The organism is Actinosynnema sp. NPDC037264, assembly GCF_055603705.1.
Genome location: NZ_JBVJVK010000008.1, coordinates 121,962 through 135,148 on the forward strand (window position 1 = coordinate 121,962; position 13,187 = coordinate 135,148).

Annotated in this window: 10 protein-coding genes; 6 read left to right on the plus strand and 4 right to left on the minus strand. The window is 75.0% G+C overall.

What is annotated here, in order from left to right:
- The first annotated feature begins 50 nt into the window (after positions 1 to 50).
- The 4 genes from ACZ7GX_RS12685 to ACZ7GX_RS12700 all read left to right on the plus strand — a co-directional run bounded on the left by ACZ7GX_RS12685 (position 51) and on the right by ACZ7GX_RS12700 (position 7,494).
- A complete protein-coding gene (locus ACZ7GX_RS12685) occupies positions 51 to 1,247 on the plus strand; it encodes an MFS transporter (protein WP_498775910.1) in 1,197 nt (398 codons plus the stop codon).
- Entirely contained in the window at positions 1,214 to 2,404 is a 1,191-nt protein-coding gene (locus ACZ7GX_RS12690; protein ID WP_498775912.1) for an MFS transporter, read from the plus strand. Before ACZ7GX_RS12685 ends, ACZ7GX_RS12690 begins: the two co-directional genes overlap by 34 nt.
- A gap of 368 nt (positions 2,405 to 2,772) precedes the next feature.
- Positions 2,773 to 4,098, plus strand: coding sequence for a GGDEF domain-containing protein (locus tag ACZ7GX_RS12695; RefSeq protein WP_498775914.1), 1,326 nt, complete (start codon positions 2,773 to 2,775; stop codon positions 4,096 to 4,098).
- A 111-nt stretch (positions 4,099 to 4,209) separates the two neighbouring features.
- A complete protein-coding gene (locus tag ACZ7GX_RS12700; protein WP_498775918.1) occupies positions 4,210 to 7,494 on the plus strand; it encodes a hypothetical protein in 3,285 nt (1,094 codons plus the stop codon).
- Here ACZ7GX_RS12700 and ACZ7GX_RS12705 read toward each other — a convergent pair.
- Entirely contained in the window at positions 7,472 to 8,050 is a 579-nt protein-coding gene (locus tag ACZ7GX_RS12705; protein ID WP_498775920.1) for a DUF4865 family protein, read from the minus strand. The genes ACZ7GX_RS12700 and ACZ7GX_RS12705 overlap by 23 nt on opposite strands.
- A gap of 2 nt (positions 8,051 to 8,052) precedes the next feature.
- A complete protein-coding gene (locus tag ACZ7GX_RS12710; RefSeq protein ID WP_498775922.1) occupies positions 8,053 to 8,997 on the minus strand; it encodes a P1 family peptidase in 945 nt (314 codons plus the stop codon).
- A gap of 323 nt (positions 8,998 to 9,320) precedes the next feature.
- Here ACZ7GX_RS12710 and ACZ7GX_RS12715 point away from each other — a divergent pair, with 323 nt between their 5' ends.
- Positions 9,321 to 9,560 (plus strand): hypothetical protein, encoded by a 240-nt coding sequence (locus ACZ7GX_RS12715; RefSeq protein WP_498775924.1) that lies wholly within the window; start codon positions 9,321 to 9,323, stop codon positions 9,558 to 9,560.
- Here ACZ7GX_RS12715 and ACZ7GX_RS12720 read toward each other — a convergent pair.
- Entirely contained in the window at positions 9,544 to 10,977 is a 1,434-nt protein-coding gene (locus tag ACZ7GX_RS12720; RefSeq protein ID WP_498775926.1) for a pyridoxal phosphate-dependent decarboxylase family protein, read from the minus strand. The genes ACZ7GX_RS12715 and ACZ7GX_RS12720 overlap by 17 nt on opposite strands.
- Before the next feature lie 19 nt (positions 10,978 to 10,996).
- On the opposite strand from ACZ7GX_RS12720, the gene ACZ7GX_RS12725 reads away from it, so the two are divergent.
- The gene (locus ACZ7GX_RS12725) at positions 10,997 to 12,277 is read left to right on the plus strand and encodes a carboxylesterase family protein (RefSeq protein ID WP_498775930.1); all 1,281 of its coding nucleotides are present in this window, start codon (positions 10,997 to 10,999) and stop codon (positions 12,275 to 12,277) included.
- On the opposite strand, the gene ACZ7GX_RS12730 is transcribed toward ACZ7GX_RS12725, so the two are convergent.
- On the minus strand, positions 12,270 to 13,169 hold the full coding sequence (locus tag ACZ7GX_RS12730) for an LLM class flavin-dependent oxidoreductase (protein ID WP_498775933.1): 900 nt from the start codon (positions 13,167 to 13,169) through the stop codon (positions 12,270 to 12,272). The two genes, ACZ7GX_RS12725 and ACZ7GX_RS12730, sit on opposite strands and share 8 nt — an antisense overlap.
- Positions 13,170 to 13,187: the final 18 nt, after the last annotated feature.

Consider the following 13,187-nt stretch of genomic DNA (forward strand, 5'->3'; position numbering starts at 1 on the left):
ACGGGGCCGGCCCGGGAAACTCATCGGTCGCGGCCGGATCGGGGGAGCGGGTGGTCGGTGGCACGGGGTTCCGCGCGGTGTTCGCGGTGCCGGAGTTCCGGGTGTTGTGGTCGGCCGCGGTGCTCTCGACCGTCGGCGACCAGCTGGCCAGGGTGGCGTTGTCGGTGCTGGTGTTCCAGCGCACCGGGTCCGCGGCGTGGACGGCGCTGACCTACGCGTTGACGATGCTGCCCGCGCTGGTGTCCGGGGTGCTGCTGACGGGGCTGGCGGACCGGTACCCGCGGCGGACCGTGATGGTGGTCGCCGACGCGGTGCGGGCCGTGCTGCTGGCCGTGATGGCGGTGCCGGGCGTGCCGCTGCCGGTGGTGGCGGCGCTGCTGGTGCTGTCGCAGCTGGCCGAGCCGCCGTTCGCCGCCGCGCAGGGCGCGCTGCTGCCGTCCGTGCTGGGCGGGAAGTACGAGGCCGGGCAGTCGGTGCACCTGATCACCCACCAGGCGGGGCTGCTGCTGGGGTTCGTCGGCGGCGGGCTGGTGGTGGCGTGGCTGGGCACGTCCGGCGCGCTGCTCGCCGACGGGGTGACGTTCGCGGTGTCGGCGTTGGTGCTGCGGTTCGGCCTGCGCCACCGGCCGGCCCCGGCGTCCGTGCCCGCCGCGCGCGTGCGGATCCGGGCCGGCGCGGCGCTGGTGTGGCGGGACCGGCGGCTGCGGCTGCTGGTCGGCCTGGGGTGGCTGGCGCTGTTCACGGTGGTGCCGGAAGGGCTGGCCGCGCCGTTCTCGGCGGAGGTCGGCGCGGGTGCGGCGGGTGTCGGCCTGCTGCTGGCCGCGGACCCGGCCGGGATGGTCCTCGGCACGGTGCTGCTGCGCTTGCTGCCCGCGTCGGTGCGGGTGCGGGCGCTCGGGCTGCTCGCCGTCGCCACCGCGTTGCCGCTGGTCGGGTACCTGTTCGCGCCGGGCCTCGTCGGCGCGGTGGCGTTGCTCGCGGTGAGCGGCGTGTTCAGCGCGTACCAGGTGACGGCCGGCGCGACGTTCGTGCGCCTGGTGCCGGACGAGCAGCGCGGCCAGGCGTTGGGCTTCGCCCGCAGCGGCCTGGTCGCCGCGCAGGGCATCGGCGTCGCGGCGGGCGGCCTGCTGGCGTCCGCGACGGGCTCGCCGACCACCGCGATCGCCGTGGCGGGCGTCGCGGGCGCCGTCCTGGCCCTCACCGCCACCACCGCGTGGTCCCGCGTGGCGCCCGCGGCGGTCGCCTGACCGTGCTGTGGCGCAACCGGTCGTTCCTGTTGTTGTGGGCGGGGCAGTCGGTGTCCCTCGTCGGGTCGCAGGTGACGGTGGTCGCGGTGCCGTTGGTGGCGGCGCTGGCGTTGGGCGCGGGGCCTTGGGGGATCGGGGTGGTGACCGCGTGCGGGCGGTTGCCGTACCTCCTGTTCGGGTTGCCGGCCGGGGTGTGGGTCGACCGGTTGCCGAGGCGGGTGGTGGCCGGGGTGTGCGCCGTCGGGCAGGCGGTGAGCCTGGCGGTCGTGCCGGTGGCGGCCGGGCTCGGGGTGTTGTCGGTCGGGTTGTTGGCCGTGGTGGCGGCCGTGGCGGGGACGTTCGCCGTGTTCGGGGACATCGCCGGGTTGGCGTTGGTGCCGATGGTGGTGCCCGCGGGGGAGTTGACGCGCGCCCAAGGTGTCGTGGAGGTGGGGCAGGCGACGGCGCAGGTGGCCGGGCCCGCGTTGGGCGGGTGGCTGGTCGGCGCGGTCACGGCGGCGGGCGCGTTGGTGGCCGACGCGGTCAGCTTCCTGGTCGCGGCGGTGACGTTGGTGTGGGTCCGGGTGGTCGAACGGCCGCAGGCGCGGGCCGGGATGTGGGCCGGGGTGCGGGCGGTGTTCGCCCACCAGGGGCTGCGGCGGGTCACGCTGTGCACGGCGACGCAGGTCTTCTGGTTCAACGCCTTCACCGTCGTGGTGCTGCTGCACCTGGTCTCGGCGTTGGGCCTGTCGGCGGCCCAAGCGGGGCTGACGTTGTCCGCGGGCGCGGTCGGCGGGCTGGTCGGCGCGCTCGTCGCGGCCCGCTTGGGCGGGTGGTGGGGCAGGCGGCGGACGATGGTCGTCGCGATCCTGGTCACCGGCGCGGGGCAGGCGGCGGTCGCGGTGGACCAGCTGGTGATCGGCGCGGTGGCGGTGATGTGGTTCGCGCTGCAGGTCTACAACGTGCACCAGGTGCCGGTGCGGTACGAGGCCACGCCCACCGCCCTGCACGGGCGCGTCAACGCGACCATCCGCACGGCGGTCTGGGGCACCGCGCCCGCCGGTGCGCTGGTGGGCGGCCTGCTCGGCGACGCCGTGGGCCCGCGGGCGACGCTCGTGCTCAGCGGCCTCGGCGTCGCGACGGCGTGCCTGTGGCTGGTCCGGGCGCGCGTCGGGTGAGCGCGCCGGCCGCGGGAGTCGGAGTGCTCGCCGCGGCCCGCGCGTGGCCTCGGTAGGTGTCGGTCACCTTCGGGGGAACCCGTCTTCACCAGATCTTGTCGCGCATGGCGGCGCACCTCCCCTCGACGTGGCGGGCAGCGGGAACGGCGGCATCGGGGTGATCACCAGATCTTGTCGCGCACGAGGACACCTCGCCTCCGTCTCGACACGGCTACGACCGGCGGGCTTCACCAGATCTTGTCGCGCACCGCGATCACCTCCAGTGGTCCTGGTCACCCCGGTAGCGGCTGACATCGACACAGGTCACCATTACTGTGACCCTCCGTCCGGACGCCATGACGGTCCGGGGTAGACAGTCGTGAGGAACCATGGGCAGAGCGGGTTCGACGTCGTCGGGCGATCGACGCTGGTCACTATGGTCCCTGCCCAAGCGGGCCCTGGTGTACGTGCTGTCGGTGGATCTGCTCGCCGTCCTCGCGCTCGCCGCCACGACCGCGTGGCCGGTGTCCGCCGACTCGTGGACCGCGTTCGCCGTCCTGGCCGGCTGCGCCGCGCTGCACCTGCACTGCTCGCGCTGGATCGAGCGCATCCGCCGCGACCACAGCCACCTGCCGCACGTCGACCTGTGCAGCATCTGGATCCTGGCCGGCGCCCTCGTGCTGCCGCCCTCGCTCGCCGTCGCGCTCGTCGTGCTGATGTACGCGCACCGCTGGTGGGTCGTCGGCCGCTGGGACGCCTCACGCCCACCGCACCGCAACGTCTTCACCACGTCGATGATGGTGCTGGCCACGCTCGCCGCGAGCACCGTGGCGGGCGTCACCGGGCTGCGCGCGAACCTCGGCGCCGGGCGGCCCGACGGCCCGCTCGACCTCGTCGGCCTGGTCGGCGCGGGCGCGGCGCAGTGGCTGGTCAACACCGCCCTGGTGGCCGCGGTGATCCTGCTGACCGTCCGGCCACGCTCGGTGAAGGACGCCCTCGGCAGCGGCGCGGACAACCTGCTCGAAGCGGGCCAGCTCGCGCTGGGCGGCTTCGTCGCCCTCGCCGTGGCGTGGTGGCCCGGGTTCGCGCTGCCGATGGTCGTCGCGGCCGTCGCCCTGCACCGCACCGTGCTCATCCACCAGCTGGAGCTGGCCGCCCGCACCGACACGAAGACCGGCCTGCTCAACGCCGAGGCCTGGCACCTGCAGGCGACCCTGGAGCTGCAGCGCACCCGTCAGCAGCCGCCCGGCGCGCGGGTCGGCCTGTTCATGATCGACGTCGACCACTTCAAGGACATCAACGACACGCACGGCCACCAGACCGGCGACCTCGTGCTGCGGCGCATCGCGGCGGCGTTGGAGAGCGCGGTCCGGCGGGGCGACGCGGTGGGCCGCTTCGGTGGCGAGGAGTTCGCCGTGCTGCTGCCCGGCGTGGACCACGAGGAAGCGACCGCGATCGCCGAGCGGGTGCGCGCGGAGGTCCACCGGGTCCTCGTGGACGACGGCGACGGCGGCGTGGTGGCGGGCCTCACGGTCAGCATCGGCATCGCGGTGTGGCCGGAGGTCGCCGAGGACACCGTGTCCGGGCTGCTCGCGGCGGCGGACTCGGCGCTGTACGAGGCGAAGCGGCTCGGCCGCGACCAGGTGCAGGCGGCGGGCGCGCGCCGCCGCGCCCGGTGGACGCCGGCGACCCGGTCCGAACGTCCCGGGGTGTAACGACCGCGACTACCCGGCAGATCTGCTACAGGTCGGGCCTGAAGGTGGCGTAGTTTCCTGCCCGCCACCTCCGACACGGTGGACCTCCTCGCTTGCAAGGGTCGTGAGCCAGTGGACCTCGGTGCCCCGCACGGCATCCGCTTCCGCTTCGAAGCGGGGCTGCTGCGTGCCGTCCTGCTCGACGCGCACCGCAAACCGCCCGTCGACGCCGCCGAGGAGCTGACCGCCGAGGCGGGCGCGCGCGACCTGCTGGTCGAGCAGACCCGGGACGGGCACGAGCGCGCGGTGCTTCGGCAGCGGTTCGACCTGCCCGCGCCCGCGCGGTGGCGGCTCGCCGTGGACGCGCCCGTCACCGAGACCGCCGACGGGGTGTCGTTCGCGCTGCCGGACTCGGTGACGCTGCTGGTGTCCGGCTCGCAGCCGTGCGAGGTCGTGGACGGCGGCGTGTGCGTGCGGCTGCCCGCGGGCGAGTCCGACCTGGACGTCACGGTGACCAGCGAGCCCGTGTTCGAGGTCGGCGACACGGTCGTGGTGTGCCGCCCGGACCAGCTGCGGGAGGCCGCGGTCGTGGTGTCGTGCCTGCCCGCGGACCGCGTCACGCCCGTCGTCGCGCTGAGACCCGGGCACCCGTCGTCGCACCGGCACGACCGGCTGCTGGCCCACCTGCTCGACGCCACGGGCGTGCGCCGCGCGGTGTTCCTCGACGAACCGGACGAGGAGCTGTTCGGCGCGCTGCCCGAACGCCTGCACCTGCCGTGCGAGGAGCCCGTCGGGCTGACCGCGAAGGCCTGGGAGCTGCTGCGCGGCGGCGGCGAGCCCGAACGCACGCTCGACGTGGCGCCGGACGCCGACTTCGTCGCCGCCCTGTTCACCGCCCTGCGCACGGGCGCGGCGCTGCGCGTGGACGAGGACGCGCCGCCCGTGCCGTTCGCCGAGCACAACCCGGACGACGCCGACGAGGCCGTGCTGATCGACCGCGCCGGCGAGGCCGACGGCCTGATGGCCGCCGTCTACGCGCACCACCGCGGCGCCCGGCTGGTGATCGTGCCCGAGCCCGACCTGGCCCTGGTGGGCGCGGTGGTGGCCGAGGAGCAGGAGCGGGTCACCGCGGCCGCGGGCGCGATCGGCGACGCGGTCAAGGGCATCGGCTTCGTCGAGGCGCTGTGGCGGTACCTGTCCAGCGGCGGGCACGACCCGTACGCGGCGGTCGAGGCCGCGGTCACCGCGCAGGTGCCCGCCGAGGCGGTCGCGGAGGTGGGCGACCGGGCGCTGACCGCGTTCACCGCCGGGCTGCCCTACTCGTTCGTGCACACCGAGGACGTGAACTGGGCGCGCAAGCCGATCGGGCACGTGGTGGCCGACCCGGCGCTGGTCGTGCTCACCGAGCTGCACCGCGCGGGCGTGGCGCGCCAGCCCGGCGCGTTCAGCGTCGTGGTCGACGCCGGTGCGTTCACCCCCGGCGGAGCCGAACACCGGACCGCGGCGCCGGGGACTGCTCTCCGGCACCACACCCACCCCATCGTGCTTTCCGAGCAGGACGCCTCGCCGGACGTGCTGCGCGACCTGGTCGTGGACCTGCCGGTCGAGCTGGTGTTCTTCAACTGCCACGACGCCGACGACGCGATCGCGCTGGGCGGGCAGGCGCTGCCGGACGACGACATCCCGGTGGCGCTGCGGCACCGGCCGATCGTGTTCAACAACTCGTGCCGGTCGTGGACGGGGCTGGGCCGCGAGTTCGTCCGCGCCGGCGCCCGCGGCTACATCGGCACCCTGTGGACCATCCCGCCGAACCTCGCCGCCGGGTTCGCCCGCACCGTCGTGCGGCGGCTCACCGCCGAGGAGACGCCGGCCGCGCGGGCCATCGTCAACACCGGCACGCCGGGCGGCATCGAGCGGTCCTACCTGTACGTCGGCACGGTCAACGGCCGGTTGGACGAGTGGCGCGACCGGTCCACCACCGCCGCCGAGGCCGCGTTGACGGGGTGCGAGCTGCTGGCCGCCGCCGCGCGCGACCGGGCCGGCCCGCTCGCACCCGTGCTGCGCCGGGAGCTCACGGCGTTGCGCGAGGTCGCCGACACCGGCGACGCGACCGACACCCCGGCCTACGCCGACGTGCTGCTGGCCGAGCTGGGGCTGGAGGACGACGAGGAGCGGGCCGCCGTCCTCGTCGACCGGGTCGACGCCCTGCTGACCGGGCTCGACCTGCCCGAGGACGAGCTCGAAGCCCTCTGGGCGACCAGGTTCGAGCTCACCGGCGCCCGCTCCGAGCGGCGCGGGGAATACGGGGCCGCGCTCGCGGACTTCGAACGGTGTGTGGGCCTGGGCGACGCGTGCCGCGACCGAGCGGACGTCCTGCTGCGAATGGCGAGGCTGCTGATGCGCGAAGGCAGAACCGACGAAGCCGGACAGGCGGCGCGGCTGGCGTACGAGGAGCACCGGGTGCGGGAGGACGGGCCCGGGCGGCTCGAGTCGATCACCGTGCTCGACGAGCTCGGCGACGCCGATCCCGAGACCGCCCTCCGGTACGCCGTCGAGGGCCGCGACCTGGCCGGGGAGCTGGGCGACCGCGTCCGGGAGGCCGAGTTCACGCTCGCCGAGTGCGACCGGCGCCGCGACCGCGGCGACCTCGCCGAGGCGATCGAGGCCGGGTCGCGCGCCGTGGAGCTGTTCCGGGACCTGGGCGACGACCGGCGGGAGCTGGCCGCGCTGCGCCGGCTCGGCGCGTGCCACCGCGACCGGGGCGACCTGGAGACCGCGCAGCACTACGCCGCCGTCGGCCTGGCCCGGGCCGAGCAGGTCGGCGCGGCGGCCGAGGTGGCGTCGTTCCACGACGACCTGGGCGGCGTGCTGACCGCGCGCGGCGAGCACGGCAAGGCGTTGGAGCACTACCGGCACGCGGTGGAGAAGCTCGTCGCGACCGGCGCGTGGGAGCGCGGCGCGGAACTGCTGCCGCACCTGGCCGTCGGCGCCGTCCGGGCGGGCGACCCGGAGGCGCTGTGGACCGCGGCCCTGAGCGGCGGCCTGATCTGCGAGGTCGCGCCGCGCGAGGTGTGGGCGTCGGTCGTGCCGCTGGTGGTCGACTCGATGAAGCGGGCGATCGAGACCGGTCCGCTGGAGCTGACCGAACGCGGCATGACCGACTTCGCCAGCGCGGTGACCGCGGGCCGGCGGGAGGACATGCCGTTCCAGGTCGGTCTGCTCGCCGACGTCGTGGTCGTGCTGCTGGCGTGGCTGATGGACCGCGCCGACCCCGACATCCTCGCCTTCGCCCGCGAGCTGGACCGCACCAGCGGCGGCGTGCTCGACCTCGTCGGCTACGTCGCCGTGCCCTACGGCGACCGCGCCCGCAACCCCGGGACGGGCCGGTCGCGGCCTACCAGTGGCGGCCCGCGCTGAGGTCCTCCAGCTCGGGCCGGGACAGGTGCAGCACCCGGAAGCGCACCTCGCCGTCGGTGTCGGGTGCCGTGCGCCAGAGGCTGAAGTGCACCAGCTCCCAGTTCCGGGTGTCGATCGCCAGCGCGGTGCTGTGCAGGTCGGGGTGGTCCTTGAGCCCGTCGAGCCGGTCGAGCGCCTGGTCGACGGCCTCGGCCGCGTCGGCGTCGGCGGGCAGCCGCCAGGTGCGCTTGGTGGCCGCGGCGGGCGTCCCGGCGGCGCCGCGGGCGAAGGCGAGGCCCGTCCAGTGCTGCACGTCGGGGCGGCCGAAGTCGGCGCTCAGGCCCCGGAAACCCGGTCCCCACAGGAAGCTGTTCATGCCCTCGGCGGTGCGCCACAGGTAGAACGGCGCGTACTGGTTGACCGGCGAGCCGTCGACACCGCGTTCCCGCACGCAGTAGGCCTTGAGGCCCAGGCCGGGGAAGGCGTCCAGCGCGGAGCCCTTGGTGGCGACCCGGGTGCGGATGACGTCCATGTCGTAGTCGGCGGGCAGGGTGATCTCGTAGTGCATCGCGTGCATGGTCAGTTCCCCCGGTACTCGGCTGCGGTGCGCGGGTACAGCTCGCGGTAGGCCGCGAGCCGGCCCCAGGAGGTGGTGGCGGACTCGGCTCGGAGCAGGCCGTGGACCAGCGCGCGGGCGAACACCCGCCGTGCGGCGGCGAGCACCTCGTGGGGGTCGGCCGCGTCGTGGGTCCCGGTCGTGGCGGCGAAGACCGTGTCGCCGTCGGTGAGGCCGTGCGCCGGGCGGACGGCGGTCGCGAGCCCGTCCTGCGCGGCGTTGGCCAGGGCGAACAGGTGCGGCAGGCGGGCGTTCGTGGCGATCACGCCGATGACGGTGTTGAACGGCGGGGGGTGCCCGGTGGTCCGGGCCGCGTCGAGGTCGTCGCCCTGGTAGGCGGGGAACTCGCCGGGCAGGCCGAGGTGCGCGGCGAACGGCAGGCCGGTGTCGAGGTCGACCGACGGGCCCACCGCGTTGAGGACGGCCACCGCGCCCACGACCACGCCGCCGGGCAGCGTGGCGCTCGCCGTGCCCAGGCCGCCTCTCATCGTGGCGTTGAGCGCGCCCGTGCCCGCGCCGACGTTGCCCTGGGCGAACTCCACGCCCGCGTCCCGCACGGCCTCCGCGCCCTCGGCGGGCCCCGGCCGGGCGTGGAAGTCACCGCCGCGGCCGAGGTCGAACAGCGCGGCGGCGGGCACGAACGACCCCAGCTCGCGGGCCGCGCCGTCGGCCGCCGCGAGCCCGTACGCGCTCCCGCCGGTCAACAGCACGCCGCGCACCTCCCGGCCGCCGTGGCGGGGGTCGAGCGCGGCGGTGTCCCGGGTCGCCGGCGCACCACCGCGAACGTCCACAGTGGACAGCGTGCCGGGTGGGAACAGCACGGCCGTGGAGCCGGTCAACGCGCCGTCACCGATCCGCGTGGCGTGCCCGACCAGCACACCGGCCACCTCGGTGATCGAGTTCCGCACGCCTCCGATGGTACGGCGCGGCCCGGCGTCGAGTCCGCCGCGGTGGTGGCGGTGACGTGTGGGGCTCACCTCGGACGTGCCTACCGGCGGGACCCGTGATGACCGGTAGCGTGCCCGAAGCGCCTTGACGGTCGGCGGCGTGCACGAGCACTTCAGCGACAATCTGTGAGGCGGACATGCGTTTCGTGATTCGCGCCGACCGGCGGGTACACCAGAGCTCGGCGTTCGGACGGCAGCGAGATCTACCTCGGTCCCGAGTCGGGCCCGGACTCGCGTTGATCCGAGTGGCGCGGCTGATGGACTGAGGCTTCAGCTCGACCGCGGTGGCGGCACTCGTGTTGTCGTTGTGCGTGGCGTGCGGCGGGGAGGAGGTCGAGCCGCCGAGGCGCGACCCCGCGCTGGTCGCCGAGGTGGAGGACTTCCCGGCTTCCGATCTGGAGCGGAAGCCGTTCAAGGCGTTTGTCGGTCGCGTACGTGCGGAAGACATGCGCCTGCCGGCTTGCCGAGGACAACTCCAAGCCCTTGCCGCCGTGATCGGGGTGGTCGTCAGGCTTCGGCGGTGAGCAGGCGGGCGCCCAGTTCGCGGACCACGGAGGCCAGCAGGTCCACGTCCTCCTCCGTGGTACGCCAGTTCACGATTGCCGGGCGCAGGGCGACCACGCCCCGGTACACGGTGGTGCCCGCGTAGACCCGGCCGTCCTCGATCAGGGCCTCGCCCAGCCGGCGGTTGAGGTCGTCGAGGTCTTCTTCGGGCACGGCCGGTGGGCGGTAGCGGAAGCAGACGATGAAGAGGGTGATCGGGGCCAGCAGCTCCAGGTCCGGCGCTTCCCCGATGCGGCGGCCCAGGCGCAGCGCCAGGTCCTGGTGGCGTTCGACCATGGCCCGGTGGCCGTCCCGGCCGTAGGCGCGCAGCGTCGCCCAGATCGGGAACGCGCGGGCGCGGCGGGAGGACTCCGGGCCCAGGTTGTTGTAGTTCACGGACTCGTCGTCCGGCTCCGGCAGGTACGGGGCGTTCCAGGCGCCGAACGCGTGCCCCAGCAGCGCCCGGTCCCGCACGAACGCCATCCCGCTCTCGTACGGCACGTTGAGCCACTTGTGGCCGTCCGCGGCCACCGAGTCGGCACGCTCCACGCCGCGCACCAAGTCGGCCGTCCGGGGTGAGAGGGCGGCGAACAGGCCGAACGCGCCGTCCACGTGCAGCCACGCCCCGTGCCGCTCGGCCAGGTCGGCCATCTCGTCCAACGGGTCGAAGTCGCCGCCGTTGACCTCACCCGCGTTGCCGATCAGCACCGCGGGCCCCGACGACGCCAGTTCGCGGTCCAGGGCGTCGACGTCGAGCCGGCCCGCGTCGTCACGGGTCAGCGTCCGCACCGAGTCCCGGCCCAGCCCCAGCATCTGAAGTGCCTTGCGGCTGCTCGGGTGCACGTACCCGCTGGAGAACACCGGCAGCCGCGGCAGGCCCACCAGGCCGTCCGCGGTCACGTCCACCCCGTGCTGCCGCGCCCACCAGTACCGCGCGCACGCCAGCCCGGTCAGGTTCGCGAACGTCGCGCTCGGCGTGAGCACGCCGCCGTGCGACGGGGGCAGCCCGAACAGCTCCTTCAACCACCGCAGCACCACCGTCTCGGCGTGCGCGGCCAGCGGCGAGGCGGGCCACAGGCCACCGGCCTGGTCCAGCAGCGACGTCACCCAGTCCGCGGCCTGCGCGGCCGGCGTCGCGCCACCGACCACGAAGTGGAAGAACCGGGGCCCGGACGAGTGAGTGGCGGCCCGCGTCCCGATCCGCAGCAGGTCCGCGACGGCGGCGATGGTCCCGTCACCGGCCTCCGGCAACGGCCCGTCGAGGTCCTTGATCAGGTGGGCGTGCGTGGCGTCGCGCACCGGCAGGTGCGGCAGCGCGTCGAGGTACGTCCCGGCGGCCCGCGCCACCATCCCCAACGCCTCGGCGGCGTCCTCTCGTGCGTTCAGCGGATCACCCATCATGGCAGAGTAGGCGCTGATGACACGACGTGGGCGGTTTCGAGGTCGGGCGGTCGACGCCGGAGTGGACGCGTTCCTCGGCATCCGGTACGCCGAGCCGCCGTTCGGGGCCCGCCGGTTCGCCGCACCCGTGCCGACCGACTTCGCGGGCGACTGCCTGGAGTTCGGGCCGATCGCGCCGCAGTCCGCGCGGTTGCCCGGCGCGCCGGTGTGGCGGCCGGGCGACGAGGACGTGCTGACCCTCAACGTCTGGACGCCGTCCACATCGGACGGGCCCTGGCCGGTGCTGTTCTACGTGCACGGTGGGGCTTACACGTTCGGCTCGTCGGCCCAGCCCGACTATGACGGCGCCGAGCTGGCCCGCGCCGGGCTGGTCGTGGTGACGTGCAACTACCGGCTCGGGTTCGAGGGTTTCGGGCACGTGGAGGGGCAGCCGGCCAACCGGGGGCTGCTCGACCAGCGGGCCGCGCTGCGGTGGGTGCGGGAGAACATCGCGGTGTTCGGCGGCGATCGCGACAACATCACCGTCGGCGGGCAGTCCGCGGGCGCCGGGTCGGCGTTGTTCCTGGCGGCGTGGGAGCCGGTGCGGCGGGTCATCGCGCACAGCGTGCCGAACCGGGTCTACACGCCGGGGTTCGCGCGCCGGGTCGCGGAGTGGGTCGACACCGGCACACCGGAGTCGACGGTCGCGTCGGCCGACGCCCTGGCCGCCGCGCAGCGCACCGGGCCGTTGAGCCACGACCCGGTGCTGTTCGGTCCGGTCGCCGACGCGCTGCCCGCGCTGCCCGCGGCGACCGACGCCCTGCTGTGCCACACGGACGTCGAGTACGCGCTGTTCGAGGCGGTGGGCACGTTCCGGCCGCCGGCGGACCTGCGGGCGTTCGGCCGCGCCTGGGGCATCCCCGACCACGTCGTGGCCGCGTACGAGCACTTCGAGGACGCGCACGTGCGGCTCGCGGGCGACTTCGTCTTCGCCGAACCCACCACCAGGCTGGCCGAGGCGCACGGCCGGGCGTTCCTCGCGCGGTTCACCCGGCCGCCCGCTTGGCACACCGCGGACGTGCCGTTCTCGTTCGGCAACCTCGACGGCGCGGACTTCCTCATCGGTGGCCGCGCGGGTGACGCCGAGCGCGCGCTCTCCCGGCGGATGCTCCGGGCGTGGGTCGACTTCTGCGCCACCGGCGACCCCGGCTGGACCGGTGTCCGGCACTGGGGCGACGACGTCGAGGCCCGGCGCGAGCCGTGGCGCGGCGTGGACCTCTCCGCGCCCGTCGACCACCCCGTGCAGCCGGTCACCTGACGGCCTCCCGCACGGCGGGCGCGATCTCGTTGGCCCACGTCCCGAGCGCCACGTCGGTCACCGGCTCCTTCACCGGGAAGTAGACGAAACCGGCGGCGTCGTGCTCCAGGACCGCGCCGGTCAGCTCCTCGACCCACTGCCCGACCGAGCCGCCGACCCACCGGCCGTCCCCGTCACGGGTCGCGGCGAGCGGCGTGGACGTGATCACGCCCGGCAGGTTGTAGACGGTGGCGACGTCGCGCGGATCCCGGCCGGCGGCCCTGGCCGCCTCGTCGACCACGGGCCGGGACGTCCGGTACCGCTCGCTGAGCCAGTCCGCCGCGTGCCCGGGGATCCAGCCGTCGGCGAGCTTGCCGGTGACCGCCAACGACTTCGGCCCGACCGAGCCCGTCCACACCGGCGCGGCGGGCACCGGCGCCGGCTGCAACGCGGTGACCTGGTAGAACTCGCCGTCGAACGTCACCGGCTCGCCACCGCCGGACAACGCCCGGACCAGCGTGATCGCCTCCTCGAAGGCGCGGATGGCCGCACCGGGCGTCAGCCGTCCGACACCCAACCGGGCGATGTCGTCCCACAGTCCGCCCGCGCCCATGCCGAGCACGATCCGGCCACCCGACAACGCGGACAGCGACGTCACCGTGCGGGCGAGCACCGGCGCCGGCCGGCTCGGCAGGTTGGTCACGCTCACCAACCCCGTGACGCCCGTGGTCCGGCCGAGCACCGTGCCCATGAGGGCGTAGGCGTCGAGCCGGTCGCCGAAGTACGGGTGGTCGGACGCGGTGACGAGGTCCAGGCCCGCGCGGTCGGCCGCGACCGCGTGCCGGAGGGTTTCCGCGGCCCGGCCGACGGCGGTGCTGATGCCGATCCCGAACAACGGCTTGCGTGGCGACATCGAGGTGATGTCCTTCCC